Source organism: Vibrio sinaloensis (assembly GCF_023195835.1).
GTDB lineage: Bacteria > Pseudomonadota > Gammaproteobacteria > Enterobacterales > Vibrionaceae > Vibrio > Vibrio sinaloensis_C.
The window spans coordinates 660166-676672 of record NZ_CP096199.1; the positions used below are offsets into that span (position 1 = coordinate 660166).

Consider the following 16507-nt stretch of genomic DNA (forward strand, 5'->3'; position numbering starts at 1 on the left):
AAGTTTAATGGTCATCGTATGTCGGGTGAATTTAATCTGATTGAAAAGTATTTTGTAAACCGTCAGAAGCAGCGAAAAGACGTGATTCTCGCTGCGGGTGATGATTGTGCCTTGGTTAAGGTGCCAGAAAACCTTTCTGTGGCGATCAGCACCGATACCTTAGTGGCAGGGACTCACTTTCTTGCCGATGCAAACCCTGCTTGGGTTGCGCACAAAGCGTTGGCCTCTAACATTAGTGACCTTGCAGCGATGGGGGCGACTCCGAGCTGGGTCTCCCTTGCATTGACGATGCCAGAGCCGGATGAAGCCTGGCTCGCCCCATTCTGCCGCGCATTTTTTGAACTGGCGGATTACTATGGCGTCCAATTGATTGGTGGCGATACCACCAAAGGACCGCTCTGTATTACCTTAACCGTTCAGGGATTGGTTGATGCAGATAAAGCGCTGCGCCGAGACGGGGCTAACATTGGAGATTGGGTCTATGTCAGCGGAGAGCTGGGTGACAGTAAGGCTGGTCTGGACGTTATACTCGATAACGACTTGCGCACTAAGCCCTTTGCTGAGCTGCTGGAGCAGCGTCACTACCTAGCTACACCACGAGTACTGGTTGGCCAAGCGTTGCTGAATCTGGCCAGCTCGGCCATCGATATCTCTGACGGTCTGATTTCGGACATTCAGCATATTTTGCAGCGCTCTAAGGTGGGAGCCAGCCTTGACGTTGCCCAGCTTCCTGTTTCTAATGAACTTATTCAGTTTGTCGGCAGTACAGTGGCTGCGCAGCAGTATGCACTTACCAGTGGTGAAGAGTATGAGCTTTTCTTTACGGTACCGGAGCAAAATAAAGGCTCGATTGAGAGTGCACTCGCGCATTGTGGCGCTAAGATCACATGTATCGGGCAAATTCGCCCTCAAGGTACTTTTGAGTTGCATAATAGCGGCCAACCCGTCGACTGGCATCTAAGCGGCTACGATCATTTCAAATAAGACACAACCAGCTATGACAAATCCTCTTTCACTTCTCTGTTTAAAAAATCCTTGGCACTTATTGGCGACAGGCTTTGGCAGCGGTTTATCGCCGGTGATTCCTGGCACTATGGGTACCTTAGCGGCGATACCCTTTTATCTGCTGCTGGTGCAACTGCCGCTACCACTCTATATTGTCGCCGTGGTTCTCTCTTGTGTGGTTGGCATCAAGATTTGTCAGGTCACCTCAGACGATATGGGTGTTCATGATCATGGCTCTATTGTCTGGGATGAGTTCGCTGGCTTTTGGATTACCATGTTAGTGGTGCCGCTATTCAACTTATCTGCATTTGACTGGAAATGGCTACTCACTGGGTTTGTCTTGTTTCGTTTCTTCGACATGGTAAAACCTTGGCCAATAGGCTGGCTGGATAAGCGTGTCCATGGTGGTTTAGGCATTATGGTCGATGACATCGTTGCCGGTGTGATGGCAGGCGTTGCGCTTTATTTAGTGGGTAAGTACGCAGGTTGGCTTGTTTAAATAAAGTTGCTAGTTCCTAGAGCGCTTTGCTTCGAGACCGGGCTTCGCCCTGCGAGAATCTAGCATGCTTCGCTCCGAGAACGGACTTCGTCCTTCGAGAGATGCTTGTGATGAGTGCGTCGAAAGTTGCCAGCAGTACTGGCTTGTGTTTAAGTTTAATTATTTGAATTAAAAAGAAAAGGCTTGACGTATACCGTCAAGCCTAACAAGATTTTCTCGCTTCTCGCTTCTCGCTTCTCGCTTCTCGCTTCTCGCTTCTCGCTTCTCGCTTCTCGCTTCTCGCTTCTCGCTTCTCGCTTCTCGCTTCTCGCTTCTCGCTTCTCGCTTCTCGCTTCTCGCTTCTCGCTTCTCGCTTCTCGCTTCTATTTCAGCTTCTCTAAATCTGCTTCAATCTCAGCAATTTTACTCGAAACGACTTTTTCTAGATGACGTAAATCGGACAGAACTTTCTGTTTGATATCCGTTTCTGATGGTTGATGCGGTTTGGTCAGTTGGTTGAGTTCGTCGATGACCAGAGTCAGGTTGCGGTTGATTTCTGTGACTTCTTTGTACTGGTGACTGCCACTGTCGACCAGAACGTTTTTTGTTTGTCGTGGGTATTTAAACTTCACGCTTTTCGCAAACAATTCCCCTTTTTGTTTGTGAAAATAGATCTTTAACACATCCTTGTGCGCTTCTTGGCGGAGTGAATAGCGCTCAATTTGTTTAGGATCATGAATACCTAAACCTGTGAGGTGTGGATACATAGGCTACCTCTATTGTGTTGTTGTAATACTCTCAGAAAGTCTGCTCTGAGAATGACCAATCACCTATAATGTAGCAGCCTATGATCGTGGTAGACAGCGCTTTTTCGGCCAAGTTTATAACTTGTGCTCTTGATCGCTTAAGGTGCTAGTTCTGCAACGTTTTTTATGATCTTATCGCGCAGTTCTACCTGCTCTTCATCACTCAATTTACCGCCATTGTGACTGGTGACAATAAACAAGTCTTCCGCCCTTTCACCAATGGTGGTGATTTTCGCTGCGTGAAGGTGAAGGTTGAGGTCGGCAAAGGTGGCACCAACGGTTGCCAGCAATCCCGGTGTATCAAGTGCAACAAATTCAACTAGAGTGCGCTTTTTACTCTTAGTCGGCAGGAAGTCGACTTGAGTTTTTACTTTGAAGTGCTGCAAGTTGCGTGGGATGCGTCGTGTTTTGATTTTTGTTGGACGACCATCTTCAAGTACGTGAACCAGGTGCTTAATTACCGCTTTGTGGCGACTCTCGTCGATAACTTCGCCATTTTGGTCAAGAACCATAAAGGTATCTAACACATAGCCGTCTTTGCTGGTCATGACTTGGGCGTCGTGGACGTTTAGGTTGCGCCTATCAAGCTCGGCCACCACTGTTGCAAACAGAGCATGTTGATCTTTGCTGTAGACAAAAACTTCGGTGCCGCCACGAGTGGCTTTTTTGGAAATCAGCACTAAGGGCTGAGAGTGATCTTGATGGCGCAGTAAATTGCTGCAGTGCCACGCAATCTGTTTATGGGTGTGGCGCAAGAAGTAATCGGCCTTAAACCTTTGCCACAAGACTTCAATTTCACGAGCATTAAAGCCTTCCTTACGCAGCTGTGCAGAGGCCAACTGCTGATTGTGGCGAATACGGTCACGGACATCGACCGGGTTCTCGAGTCCACGACGCAGCGCGCGCTGGGTAGAGTAGTACAGCTCGGCCAATAGCGTTCGCTTCCAACTGTTCCACAGTTCAGGGTTGGTCGCACAGATATCTGCAACGGTCAGGCAAACTAGGTACTCAAGGTACTCTTCATCACGAACCTGCTTGGCAAATTCGGTAATCACTTCTGGATCATAGATATCGCGTCGTTGGGCGGTTACCGACATTAATAAGTGATGGCGAACTAGCCACGCGACCAGTTTGGCTTCTGGCTTTGAAAGACCGTGCTCGATACAAAAATCGTACGCTTCACCTTCGCCAATCACTGAGTGATCTCCACCACGACCTTTACCGATATCATGGAAAATTGCCGCAATGATCAGTAGCTCTTTCTTCTGTAGGCGAGGGTAGACTTCACAGCAGATAGGATGCTTTTCGTGATTTTTGGCGTAACTAAAGGTGTTGATGTGTTTGAGCAGTCGCACGCTGTGTTCGTCGACCGTGTAAACGTGGAACAGATCGAACTGCATCTGGCCGACAATCTGACTCCATTGAGGCAAGTAAGCGGCCAGAACGCCCAGTTTGTGCATCAGACTAAATGCTTTATGCAAGGCATTTGGGTGGCGGCACAGATCGAGAAACTTCTCTCGCGCAGCAGGAATGGTGTGCAAAAATTTATTGAGTCGACGTCTGGCGGTGCGCAGTTGGCGCATCGTAGGAGGTGCGACCCCCTCAATGCTGGAGTCGTTGGCAATATGCAGAAACATATCCAAAATTGTTTCTGGGCGAGCTTGAAACAGCGCGGGTTTTCGCGCTTCAATCAGATGACCTCGACGTAAGAAATCATCGCTCAAGATTTCCGGTTCCGCCTCAATGCCGTTGTCTAAAATGGCTTGGTCAAACAGCTTGAGCAGCATTTTGTTCAGCTCGGCGACTCGGCGTAGAGTGCGGTAAAACTCTTTCATCATCATTTCAACGCCACGGTTGCCTTCACCGCTGTAACCTAAGTTCTCGGCTACTTGAGCTTGATGGGCAAAAGTTAGACGGTTGTCGTAACGTTTTAGCTCGATATGCAGAGCAAACCGAACTCGCCACAAAAAGTCCTGACACTCTACCAGCTCTCGATACTCCGCATCGGTTAAAAAACCGTAATGGCTCATTTCAAGTAGCGAGGTGGCGCCGAAATGACGGCGAGCAACCCAGCTTAAAGTATGGATATCTCGCAGTCCGCCTGGGGTCGACTTGATGTCGGGCTCTAGGTTATAGGTGGTGTCGTGATAGCGAGCATGGCGACTGCGCTGCTCTTGAACCTTGGCTTTGTAAAACACTTCACTAGGCCAGAACGATTCTGAATGAATCACCATTTTCAGTTGGTGGAAGGTATCTTCACAACCACACAGTAGGCGAGCTTCTTGCAGGTTAGTCGCTACGGTGAGGTCGTCCTTACCTATCGCTGCGCACTCTTCAACACTGCGTACCGCGTGGCCTACTTCTAGGCGCAAATCCCAAAGTAAGGTGATGAACTCACTCACTTTGCCTTTGAGTGAATCTGGCAGAGATTTACGCGACACCACCAAAATGTCGATATCAGACAAAGGGTGAAGTTCGCCACGGCCATAACCACCAACAGCCACTAAGCTGATATTCGGTAGGGCAGCGAAGCCAAAATGTTGCCATAGGCGATTGAGCAACAGATCAATATACTCAGCTCTACCGAGGACCAGGTCGGTGACTGGGTGATGAGATAAAAACTCTCGCTTTTGATAGTCAGCGAAGGTCTCGAGTTGGCTTTTGAGCTCGTTGATGTCGATCTGTTGTTCTGAGAAGGTTAGCGGTGATTGAAAGGGCATACAGCGAATCCATGCAAAATAGTCCTAGTTCGGACTAATCTACCAAAGAGATTGAGTAAGCTAAACCGTTAAACAGGTTTTGCGCGAATTTTGCTTAGGCTCGATAGGGCAGATAAAAAATATCCCCGCCGGAGCGAGGATAGGAAAAATAGTTAGGCGTTGTTCATGTGGCGTGGAATGGTGTCATCACTGCGAAGGGTTAACACCTCGCAACCCGTTTTGGTCACCAACACGGTGTGCTCATACTGCGCTGACTTTTTGCCATCACCGGTGTAGACCGTCCAGTCGTCTTCAGCGTCAACGGTAACGCCAAACTTACCTTCGTTAATCATAGGTTCGATGGTGAAACACATGCCTTCTTTCAACACTCGGCGGTCATTGTTTTTGTAGTGGACGATTTGCGGCTCTTCATGGAACTCATTGCCAATGCCGTGACCACAGAAGTCTTTTACGATAGAGAACTTATTTCGTGGATTGTTCTTGTTATTGGTTTTGATGTACTTCTCGATCGCAGTACCGATGTCGCCGACAGTGGCACCCGGTTTCACTTGACGCATGCCCACGTATAGCGCTTCTTGAGTCACCATACACAAGCGTTTGTCTGCTGGAGAAACATCACCGACCAAGAACATTTTCGAGGTATCACCGTGGTAGCCCTCTGGTCGAACGCTGAGATCGGCCCCTTCTTCATTTGGGATAATCACTGTGATATCGACGTTGATAATGTCACCGTTTTTAAGTACCGCTGGCTTCACTTGACCATTGCTACCCACTTCATCTTGGGAAGCAGGAATGCCGTGACAGACGATATGGTTGATCGAAGTACAGATTGATTTAGGAAAACCATGGTAATCGAGCGGCGCTGAGTAGGCACCTTTTTCAATCCCATAATCATGACAAATCTGATTGAGCTCATCGGTGGTCACGCCCTCTTTGATATGAGGTTCGATCATTTCTAGGATTTCAGCGGCGAGCGCCCCCGCAAGACGCATACGTTCAATTTCTTCAGCAGTTTTTATCTTGATTGACATCGGCTTTCTCTACTTAACTCTATTGTGCCCCTAGGCACGATTGGGCGCATTCTAACAGGAACAGCACATAATGAGAATTATTCTTCCTCTCGTTGGTTTATACGCGAGTCAACGATTTAGGTGCAAAACCCAACGGCTGATGGTTTTTTTACTAGCCATACTCGGTCAAAATATGGTATAAAGCGCGCCGGAATTGTGGTCTGTTCTCTCTAGTTGAGTGTAATCTGGACTGGCGAAGCTGACTACGACCGACTAACTTTTATCTTTAAATCACACACATTCCGACACATATTCCGGGGTGCTGGGCAGAAGCCTAGTCGGAGTTATGGGGAATGTGGAGGCCTAACCCCATAGAGGATTTTAAAATGGCAACTGTATCAATGCGCGATATGCTGAAAGCTGGTGTTCACTTCGGTCACCAAACTCGTTACTGGAACCCAAAAATGAAGCCATTCATCTTTGGTGCTCGTAACCGCGTTCACATCATCAACCTAGAAAAAACTGTACCTATGTTCAACGAAGCGCTAGCTGACCTAGCTAAAGTTGGCGAGAAAAAAGGTAAAGTTCTATTCGTAGGTACTAAGCGCGCTGCATCTGAAGCTGTTAAAGAAGCTGCTATCGCAAGCAACCAGTACTACGTAAACAACCGCTGGTTAGGCGGTATGCTTACAAACTACAAAACTGTTCGTCAGTCAATCAAGCGTCTAAAAGATCTTGAAGCTCAAGCTCAAGACGGTACTTTTGACAAACTAACTAAGAAAGAAGCTCTAATGCGTACTCGTGAAATGGAGAAGCTAGAGAAGTCTCTTGGTGGTATCAAAGATATGGGCGGCCTACCAGACGCTCTATTCGTAATCGACGCTGATCACGAACACATTGCGATTAAAGAAGCTAACAACCTAGGTATTCCAGTATACGCTGTGGTAGATACTAACTCTAACCCAGACGGCGTAGACTACATCATCCCAGGTAACGACGACGCTATCCGTGCTGTTCAACTGTACCTAAACGCTGCTGCATCTGCAGTAACTGAAGGTCGTAACAAAGACGTAGCGGCAGTTGCTGAAAAAGACGGTTTCGTAGAAGCTGAATAATAGCGGCTCCAAGTCACACTTAGTTAGATGTGCCACAGGTTGTCACATAAACTGAGTTATAGTTAGCAATAGGGGCCGAACATATAGGCCCCTGTTTTTTACCAAATCCAGAATCAACTGAGGAATAGAGAATGGCTGTTACTGCTGCTCTAGTTAAAGAACTGCGCGAACGTACTGGCGCAGGCATGATGGAATGTAAGAAAGCGCTTGTTGAAGCAAACGCTGACATCGAACTAGCAATCGAAAACATGCGTAAATCAGGTGCTGCAAAAGCTGCTAAGAAAGCAGGTAACGTAGCGGCTGAAGGCGCGATCATCATTAAAGAAGAAAACGGTGTAGCTGTTCTTCTTGAAGTTAACTGCCAAACTGACTTCGTTGCTAAAGATGGTAACTTCACTGCATTTGCTGAAGAAGTTGCAGCTGACGCTCTAGCTTCTAAAGCTTCTGTTGAAGAACTACAAGCTAAGTTCGAAGAAACTCGTGTAGCTCTAGTAGCGAAAATCGGCGAAAACATCAACATCCGTCGCGTTCAATACGTTGAAGGCGCAGCTCTAGCTTCTTACCGTCACGGTGAGAAAATCGGTGTTGTTGTTGCTGGTGAAGGCGATGCAGAAACTCTTAAGCACGTTGCAATGCACGTTGCTGCTTCTAAGCCAGAGTACGTTAACCCAGAAGACGTACCAGCTGACGTAGTTGCTAAAGAGAAAGAAGTTCAAGTAGAAATCGCTATGAACGAAGGCAAGCCTGCTGAGATCGCAGAGAAGATGGTTGTTGGCCGTATGAAGAAATTCACTGGCGAAATCTCTCTAACAGGTCAAGCATTCATCATGGAGCCTAAGAAAACTGTAGGCGAAATGCTGAAAGAAAAAGGCGCTTCAGTTGCTACTTTCGTTCGCCTAGAAGTAGGTGAAGGTATCGAGAAAGCAGAAGAAATGAGCTTCGCTGAAGAAGTTGCTGCTGCTCAAAAAGGTTAATCCTTAGCGACTCGCATACTATTTAGACCGTAGCCAAGGCTGCGGTCTTTTTACGACTAACGAGTAATCGTTTAGCCGTGATGAATAGGGGTGAAAGTGACTAGATGTTAGTGCCTAGTGCCTAGTACCTAGAGGGGATTTCTTCTCTAGCAACTAGAAACTAGAAACTTAATTCTTTCCCCTCTATCCATGACTGTTAATCAACAACTCTCTTTTGGAAGGTAAACTCCATGACTACGAACCCTAAACCAGCGTATCAACGTATCCTGTTAAAACTGAGTGGTGAAGCTCTTCAAGGCGAAGATGGTTTCGGCATTGATCCTGCGGTTCTTGATCGTATGGCCCAAGAAGTAAAAGAGTTGGTTGAACTCGGCGTTCAAGTGGGTGTGGTTATCGGTGGTGGTAACTTATTCCGTGGTGCAGGTCTTGCGGAAGCGGGCATGAACCGCGTAGTCGGCGACCATATGGGTATGCTAGCAACAGTAATGAACGGCCTAGCGATGCGTGATGCACTGCACCGTGCTTATGTTAACGCTCGCGTGATGTCTGCGATTCCGTTGAAAGGTGTGTGTGACGACTACAATTGGGCCGATGCTATTCGTGAACTTCGTCAAGGTCGTGTGGTTATTTTCTCCGCTGGTACTGGTAACCCATTCTTTACTACTGATTCTGCTGCGTGTTTGCGCGGAATTGAAATCGAAGCGGATGTGGTTCTAAAAGCGACCAAAGTAGATGGTGTATTTACGGCTGACCCGGTAGCAAACCCAGACGCAGAGCTGTATGATAAGCTCACATTCAACGCGGTTCTTGAAAAAGAGCTGAAAGTGATGGATTTGGCAGCATTTACCTTGGCTCGTGACCACAAAATGCCAATCCGCGTATTCAACATGAATAAACCAGGCGCACTTCGTCGCGTGGTAATGGGTGAAGCAGAAGGCACGCTAATCAGCGACGCAGAGTAATTCCAATCGCCGCAGCATAGTTGATTTATGTTGCGGTATTGCCTTTTGAAGACTCCAGGTTAGGCTTTCTTCAAGAAAGATTTACACATTAAGGTGATATTGTGATTAACGAAATCAAAAAAGACGCTCAAGAGCGCATGGACAAAAGCGTTGAAGCGCTAAAGAACAACCTTTCTAAAGTACGTACTGGTCGTGCGCACCCAAGCCTACTTTCTGGTATCAATGTAGAATACTACGGCGCGCCAACCCCCCTAAACCAGGTGGCTAACGTGGTAGCAGAAGATGCTCGTACTCTAGCGATCACTGTATTTGATAAAGAACTGACGCAAAAAGTTGAAAAAGCGATCATGATGTCTGATCTGGGTCTAAACCCAATGTCAGCGGGCACCATTATTCGCGTTCCACTTCCTCCGCTAACGGAAGAGCGTCGTAAAGACCTGGTTAAAATCGTTCGTGGTGAAGCAGAAGGTGGTCGTGTTGCGATCCGTAACATTCGTCGTGATGCTAACGGTGAACTGAAAGCACTGTTGAAAGACAAAGAAATTTCTGAAGACGAAGATCGTAAAGCACAAGACGAGATTCAAAAGCTAACCGATGCAGCCGTTAAGAAAGTGGACGAAGCATTGGCAGCGAAAGAAAAAGAGTTGATGGAAGTCTGATTTATCCATAAACGTATCGCTTTAAAAGCGCTGTGCTCGCAGTACAGCGCTTTTTTATGCTACTCTCTGTCCCCTGCTGATTATCAATCAACGTCTTATGCAAAATTCACAACTCTCTCCTGAACTACTCCCGCAACACATTGCAATCATTATGGATGGCAACGGCCGTTGGGCTAAAGCCCAAGGAAAACCTCGCGTTTTTGGTCACAGAAACGGTGTTGCTGCGGTGCGCAAAGCTATCTCAACCTCGGCCAAGTTAGGTGTTAAAGCTATTACACTGTTTGCCTTTAGTAGCGAGAACTGGCGCCGACCAGAAGAGGAGGTTGGGGTACTGATGGAGCTGTTTATTTCAGTACTGTCAACCGAAGTGAAAAAGCTGCATAAGAACAACTTACGCCTAAGAGTTATTGGTGACACTTCTCGATTCAATGAGCGCTTACAGAGCAAGATCGCGCAAGCAGAAGCGTTAACCGCAGCCAATGACGGCATGGTCATTAATATTGCCGCCAACTATGGTGGTAAGTGGGATATCATGCAGGCGACAAAAGCAATTTCAGCTAAGGTTGCCGCAGGTGAACTGCAACCGGATGAGATCACTGAAGATCTGATCACTCAGCACCTAACAATGGCAGATTTACCTGAAGTTGATTTGATGATTCGAACCAGCGGCGAATGCCGCATCAGTAACTTTATGCTGTGGCAAATGGCTTACGCCGAGCTGTATTTTACACCGGTCTATTGGCCAGAGTTCGATGAAAACAGCTTAATCGAAGCAGTGACTTGGTTTGTTAATCGAGAGCGACGTTTCGGTTGCACCGGTGAACAAATCAAGGCATTGATGGAAAGCGAATAAAGGATCTAAGTTTGAAACAACGAATTATAACCGCGCTTATCCTTGCCCCTTTGGTGATTGTAGGCATCTTCAAGTTATCGCTGCCGCTATTTATTGTGGCGATTGCGGCGGTAACTATGATTGGTTTCTGGGAATGGACTCAATTTGTTAGTGCCTCATCACGTCTCCTAGCGCTGATTCCTACTGTAGCTGTAGGTGCCGCAAGCCTTTGGTTGGTCCCTTTCGATGCATTTAGTTTGAATCAGGTTCAGCAGCCACACTTGATTGTTTTAGCGATCGGATGTCTATGGTGGCTTGCGGCCAGTGGCCTAGCGATCACTTATCCTAAATCGTCCTCACTATGGCAATCGTCGCAATGGCTGCGTCATGGTTTTGGCATTCTAACGCTACTGCCATTCTTCTGGAGTGTCATCTTGCTACGAGCAGAAGGTATCGACAACGATGCTTATCACGGAGCGAGACTGGTGCTTTATGTCTGCCTGATCGTATGGGCAGCTGACAGCGGTGCGTACTTTGCAGGTAAGAGCCTAGGCAAGCATAAAATGGCGCCTCATGTTAGCCCAAACAAAACCATCGAAGGTTTGGTCGGCGGTATGATCACAGCGCTAGTCATCGGCTGGGTGACTGCTCAGTGGTTTGATATTCAGTTTAGTAGTTACTGGGCCATGGTGGTGATAACCCTCGCAACCGTAGTGATTTCTGTGTTGGGTGATTTAGTTGAAAGCATGTTTAAGCGAGTGGCTGGCATCAAAGATAGCAGTAACATTATTCCCGGCCATGGTGGTGTGCTAGACCGCATCGACAGCCTAACCGCGGCTTTCCCTGTTTTTGCCTTCCTATACTTCATATTTTAAGGCAAGCTTAAGCTTGCCCTTACCATACTTTGGTTTCTTGCTATGCGTAAGTTAACGATTCTCGGTGCAACAGGCTCAATTGGAGCGAGCACGTTTAAGGTACTTGAACAAAATCCTGAGCAGTTTTCAGTGGTTGCCTTGGCTGCTGGGCGTAATGTCGCGAAAATGCGCGAGCTGTGTCTGAAATGGCAGCCTAAGTTTGCCGTGATGGCGGATGAAGGTGCCGCTAAGCAATTGCAGTTGCAGCTCTCAGAATTGGAGCTGGCAACTCAAGTACGTTTTGGCGTCGACGCAATGTGCGACGTCTCCTCGATGGATGAAGTCGATACGGTTATGGCGGCGATCGTCGGTGCGGCAGGTTTGTTGCCCACGATGGCGGCTGTCAAAGCCGGTAAACGGGTACTGCTTGCCAATAAAGAAGCCTTGGTTATGTCTGGGCAACTGTTTATTGATGCTGTTGAACGCTATGGCGCTGAGCTATTGCCGGTGGATAGCGAGCACAATGCAATTTTTCAATGCCTGCCTAGTGATGTACAGACCCAACTGGGTCGATGCGATTTGGCAAGTCACGGCATTTCGCACCTGCTGCTTACAGGCTCAGGCGGTCCTTTCCGTTATAGCGATATTGAAACGCTCAGTAGCGTCACGCCAGAGCAGGCCATTGCACATCCAAACTGGTCTATGGGGCCAAAGATCTCGGTTGACTCGGCAACCATGATGAACAAAGGATTGGAATATATAGAAGCGAAATGGCTGTTCAATACCCGTCGTGAGCAGTTGAAAGTGTTAATCCATCCACAATCGGTTATTCACTCTATGGTTCAGTATAAAGATGGTTCTGTACTGGCCCAAATGGGAGAACCTGACATGGCGACGCCGATTGCGCTCACCCTATCATACCCACAGCGCGTCTCTGCGGGTGTAGCGCCGCTTGATTTTACTCAAGTGGGCGAGCTCAGCTTCTTGCAACCAGATTACCAACGTTATCCGTGCTTGAAGCTCGCGATTGACGCGTGCTATGAAGGTCAACATGCGACTACAGCGCTCAATGCAGCCAACGAAGTGGCAGTGGAAGCATTTCTCAAGCGTCGGCTCCGTTTTACCGACATCGCCGTGGTCAATCAAATCGTGACCGAACAGCTTTGTGCTAGTCATAGCTCGTCTTCCTGTCATGACTTGGAAAGCATACTCGAGCTCGATAGAATGGCGAGAGAGTTAGCGGTCGATAGAGTAAGTGAGCGTCAGTTATGAGCGGTATTATTTGGAACTTTGTCTCATTCATCGTTGCGCTGGGCATTTTGGTTGCTGTGCACGAGTTTGGTCACTTCTGGGTTGCACGTCGCTGCGGCGTCAAAGTCGAGAAATTTTCGATTGGATTTGGTAAATCGATTTGGAGCCGAGTCGCAAAAGATGGTACCGAATACAGCCTGTCGATCATCCCACTTGGCGGTTATGTCAAAATGCTCGACTCTCGCGTCGACGAGGTCGCAGAACAAGATCGCCGCTTTGCTTTTGATACTAAGCCGCTATGGAAGCGCACTGCCATTGTTGCCGCAGGTCCTATATTTAACTTCCTATTTGCCATCTTCGCCTATTGGCTGGTATTCCTGATTGGTGTGCCTGCGGTTAAGCCGGTGGTGGGTCAAGTGACCCCTTATTCTATCGCAGCAGAAGCCGGTCTAGAGTCCGGCATGGAACTAAAGGCGGTTTCTGGCGTCAAAACTGCGGATTGGGAGTCGGTGAACATGGGGCTGATTTCTCATATTGGCGACAGTCAGTTGACTTTAACCGTCGCTCCAGCAGGTGAGGTTGGCGTTGAAGAAACCAAGCGACTGGATTTAACCAATTGGAACTTTGACCCAGAGAAAGAGTCTGCTATGGCAGCGCTCGGGTTCATGCCTTACACACCTGATATCATCGCACGTATTACTAGCGTCTCGCAGCAAGGGGCCGGAGATAAGGCTGGCTTGCAAGTCGGCGATCTATTACTGGATATCGATGGGGTTGAGATAACAAACTGGCAGCAGGTGGTGGATAAGATTCAGCAAAGTCCTAACCAACCACTTGCACTTAACGTAGAGCGAGACGGTGCCAAGGTAGAGCTCACCTTGATACCGGAGAGTCGAACCTTATCCGGCGATCGCGTGGTTGGTTTTGCAGGAATCGCTCCCGAAGTCGCAGAATGGCCAGAAAATTATCGCTTCGATTTGCAATATGGTGTAATTGAATCAGTCGGTAAGGCAATTGAAAAAACTGGTCAGGTGATCAACCTCACCATCAGCATGCTCAAGAAATTGATTGTTGGCGATGTAGGTTTAAATAACCTCAGCGGACCGATATCGATCGCAAAGGGCGCGGGAACAACAGCCGATTATGGCTTGGTGTACTTCTTAGGTTTTCTCGCCCTGATTAGCGTTAATTTAGGGATTATTAACCTAGTCCCTTTGCCAATGTTAGACGGTGGGCATCTGTTGTTTTTTGCCATCGAAGCCATCATCAAGCGTCCTGTACCAGAGAAGTTTCAGGAAGTGGGCTACCGTCTGGGCGGAGCAATTATCTTCTCATTAATGATTGTGGCAATTTTCAATGACTTTGCTCGCTTGTAACAGGGCATAGGTTGAAGTAAGGAATAACTAAAACACATATGGCGATGAAAAATATTCTGTTTGCATCTTTGTTGGCGACCAGTGTCAGTGCAAACGGTGCCGAGAACTTTGTAGTTCAAGACATTCAAGTAGAAGGTTTACAGCGCGTAGCATTGGGTGCAGCTTTGCTGAAAATGCCCGTTCGTATCGGTGATACTGTTGACGGCCAAGATGTGGCTGAGATTATTCGTGCGCTTTACGCGACGGGTAACTTCGAAGACATTAAAGTGTTACGCGACAACAATGTATTGATGGTGCAGGTCAAAGAGCGTCCAACCATTGCTAGCATCTCTTTTTCAGGCAATAAGGCGATCAAAGAAGAACAATTGCAACAAAACCTTGATGCCTCAGGGATTCGTGTCGGTGATGCGCTCGACAGAACCACCTTATCGACCATTGAAAAGGGGCTTGAAGACTTCTACTACAGCGTAGGTAAGTACAATGCGACGGTAAAAGCGGTTGTGACACCCTTGCCGCGTAACCGAAGTGACTTGAAGTTTGTCTTTACAGAAGGTGTGTCGGCTAAAATCAAACAAATTAACTTCATTGGAAACAAACAATACTCCGATGAAGAGCTGCTTAGTCGTTTTGACCTCAACGTTGATGTGGCGTGGTGGAACTTCCTGTCTGACGATAAGTATCAAAAACAGGTACTAGCCGGTGATATCGAGGCGCTCAAGTCTTACTATCTTGACCGTGGTTACCTCAAATTCCGTATCGACTCTACCCAAGTCGCTATTTCGCCGGATAAGAAAGGCGTTTACATTACGCTCGGTCTGGACGAAGGGTTACCTTACACTGTAGAAGACGTGAAATTCCGCGGTGAGCTCCTGGGTAGAGAAAGAGACTTTCAAGATCTGGTTACTTTTATCCCAGGTGAAACTTATAACGGCTCAGCCGTGACCAGTTTAGAAGAACAGGTTAAGAGCTTGCTTGGTGAAGCAGGCTATGCTTATCCTCAAGTTCGTACCATTCCTGAATTCGACGATGAAAACCAATCGGTATCACTGGTCGTGAACGTAGAAGCGGGCAATCGCATCTATGTCCGTGATATTCGCTTTGTCGGTAACAACTCGACTAAAGACGAAGTGTTGCGCCGTGAAATGCGTCAGATGGAAGGCAGTTGGTTAAACTCTAGATCGATCGAAACGGGTAAAGATCGTCTGAACCGTCTTGGCTTCTTTGAAACCGTCGATGTACAAACGGTGCGTGTACCAGGCAGTGACGACCAAGTCGATTTAGTCTATAACGTCAAAGAAGCTAACTCGGGCAGTGTTAACTTTGGTGTAGGCTACGGTACTGAGTCTGGGGTGAGCTTCCAGGTCGGTCTGCAACAAGATAACTTTGCCGGAAGTGGCAATCGCGTTGGTATTAGTGCGATGACGAATAAATACCAGAAAAACGTGAGCCTAGATTACCGTGACCCATACTGGAACCTCGATGGAGTCAGTCTCGGTGGTAAGATCTACTACAACGAGTTTGAAGCGTCTGAAGCGGGTATTGTTGACTATACCAACCAAAGTTACGGTGCGAGCTTAACCTGGGGTTTCCCGTTTGATGAGTTAAACCGTTTTGATTTTGGTTTTGGCTATACACACAACAAGATCGGTAATGTGCCTTCTTACGATCAAGCTCAACGTTTTGCCCAGAGTATTGGTCAGCCAGAAGGGGACATTTTAACCAACGATTTTGATGTTAACGTTTCATGGACGCGAAACAACCTCAATCGAGGTTATTTCCCTACCGCAGGTAACTATCAAAATGCGTTCGCCAAAGCGACGGTACCTGGCTCAGATGCCCAGTACTTCAAGATACAGTACGATGCTAGGCAGTACGTGCCACTGACTAAGAAACATGAATTTACCCTACTCATGCGTGGTCGCTTAGGTTACGGTAATGGCTATGGTAAAACGGATGGCAACGACAACTTGTTCCCATTCTATGAAAACTACTACGCTGGTGGTTTTACCACACTGCGAGGATTTGGTTCAAATAGGGTCGGCCCGAAAGCGGTTTATACCACCAATGGTAACCCAGATACTTGTAATACCTCACGTTGTGTTTCGGCAACAGATGACTCTGTTGGCGGTAATGCGGTGGCGTTGGCGAGTTTAGAACTTATTGTCCCAACACCGTTTGCTTCTGATGAGGCAAGAAACCAAATTCGTACCAGCGTGTTTGTTGATGCGGCGAGCGTTTGGGATACCGAGTTTGTGTATGATCCGAAATACAAAGGCCAGCGATACTATATGGACTACTCGGATCCGATGAACTACCGTTCCTCTTTCGGTGCAGCATTGCAATGGATGTCTCCGATGGGACCACTGGTATTCTCGATCGCTAAACCAATCAAATCTTACGAGGGTGATGATGAAGAATTCTTCACTTTCACTATCGGAAACACCTTCTAACTAGAGGAAATTATT

General features: G+C 47.5%; 14 protein-coding genes. 11 read left to right on the forward strand and 3 right to left on the reverse strand.

Features of this window, described 5'->3' with window-relative positions; all coding sequences use genetic code 11:
- Positions 1–18 precede the first annotated feature (18 nt).
- Positions 19–984, forward strand: coding sequence for a thiamine-phosphate kinase (gene thiL, locus MTO69_RS03090; protein WP_248331037.1), 966 nt, complete (start codon positions 19–21; stop codon positions 982–984).
- A gap of 13 nt (positions 985–997) precedes the next feature.
- Positions 998–1504, forward strand: a complete 507-nt coding sequence (gene pgpA, locus MTO69_RS03095) for a phosphatidylglycerophosphatase A (protein WP_248331039.1) — start codon at positions 998–1000, stop codon at positions 1502–1504.
- A 362-nt stretch (positions 1505–1866) separates the two neighbouring features.
- Here pgpA and MTO69_RS03100 read toward each other — a convergent pair whose 3' ends face one another.
- The 3 genes from MTO69_RS03100 to map all read right to left on the reverse strand — a co-directional run bounded on the left by MTO69_RS03100 (position 1867) and on the right by map (position 6040).
- Positions 1867–2250, reverse strand: coding sequence for a DUF3461 family protein (locus MTO69_RS03100; protein WP_248331041.1), 384 nt, complete (start codon positions 2248–2250; stop codon positions 1867–1869).
- A 137-nt stretch (positions 2251–2387) separates the two neighbouring features.
- Complete coding sequence (gene glnD, locus MTO69_RS03105) at positions 2388–5009, reverse strand: bifunctional uridylyltransferase/uridylyl-removing protein GlnD (RefSeq protein WP_248331043.1); 2622 nt, start codon at positions 5007–5009, stop codon at positions 2388–2390.
- 152 nt (positions 5010–5161) lie between these two features.
- Positions 5162–6040: a type I methionyl aminopeptidase gene (gene map / locus MTO69_RS03110; RefSeq protein ID WP_248331045.1), complete on the reverse strand. Its 879-nt coding sequence runs from the start codon at positions 6038–6040 to the stop codon at positions 5162–5164.
- Positions 6041–6405: 365 nt separating this feature from the next.
- On the opposite strand from map, the gene rpsB reads away from it, so the two are divergent.
- The 9 genes from rpsB to bamA all read left to right on the forward strand — a co-directional run bounded on the left by rpsB (position 6406) and on the right by bamA (position 16492).
- The gene (rpsB, locus tag MTO69_RS03115; RefSeq protein WP_248331047.1) at positions 6406–7134 is read left to right on the forward strand and encodes a 30S ribosomal protein S2; all 729 of its coding nucleotides are present in this window, start codon (positions 6406–6408) and stop codon (positions 7132–7134) included.
- Between the two features lie 131 nt (positions 7135–7265).
- Positions 7266–8108: a translation elongation factor Ts gene (tsf, locus tag MTO69_RS03120; protein ID WP_248331049.1), complete on the forward strand. Its 843-nt coding sequence runs from the start codon at positions 7266–7268 to the stop codon at positions 8106–8108.
- 230 nt (positions 8109–8338) lie between these two features.
- Positions 8339–9070 (forward strand): UMP kinase, encoded by a 732-nt coding sequence (pyrH, locus tag MTO69_RS03125; RefSeq protein ID WP_248331051.1) that lies wholly within the window; start codon positions 8339–8341, stop codon positions 9068–9070.
- 101 nt (positions 9071–9171) lie between these two features.
- Positions 9172–9729, forward strand: a complete 558-nt coding sequence (gene frr, locus MTO69_RS03130) for a ribosome recycling factor (RefSeq protein WP_176288488.1) — start codon at positions 9172–9174, stop codon at positions 9727–9729.
- A 97-nt stretch (positions 9730–9826) separates the two neighbouring features.
- Positions 9827–10582, forward strand: a complete 756-nt coding sequence (locus MTO69_RS03135) for an isoprenyl transferase (RefSeq protein ID WP_248331053.1) — start codon at positions 9827–9829, stop codon at positions 10580–10582.
- Between the two features lie 11 nt (positions 10583–10593).
- The gene (locus tag MTO69_RS03140; RefSeq protein ID WP_248331055.1) at positions 10594–11436 is read left to right on the forward strand and encodes a phosphatidate cytidylyltransferase; all 843 of its coding nucleotides are present in this window, start codon (positions 10594–10596) and stop codon (positions 11434–11436) included.
- A 42-nt stretch (positions 11437–11478) separates the two neighbouring features.
- The gene (ispC, locus tag MTO69_RS03145; protein WP_248331057.1) at positions 11479–12687 is read left to right on the forward strand and encodes a 1-deoxy-D-xylulose-5-phosphate reductoisomerase; all 1209 of its coding nucleotides are present in this window, start codon (positions 11479–11481) and stop codon (positions 12685–12687) included.
- The gene (rseP, locus tag MTO69_RS03150; RefSeq protein WP_248331059.1) at positions 12684–14042 is read left to right on the forward strand and encodes a sigma E protease regulator RseP; all 1359 of its coding nucleotides are present in this window, start codon (positions 12684–12686) and stop codon (positions 14040–14042) included. Before ispC ends, rseP begins: the two co-directional genes overlap by 4 nt.
- Before the next feature lie 38 nt (positions 14043–14080).
- Positions 14081–16492, forward strand: coding sequence for an outer membrane protein assembly factor BamA (gene bamA, locus MTO69_RS03155; protein ID WP_248331061.1), 2412 nt, complete (start codon positions 14081–14083; stop codon positions 16490–16492).
- Positions 16493–16507: the final 15 nt, after the last annotated feature.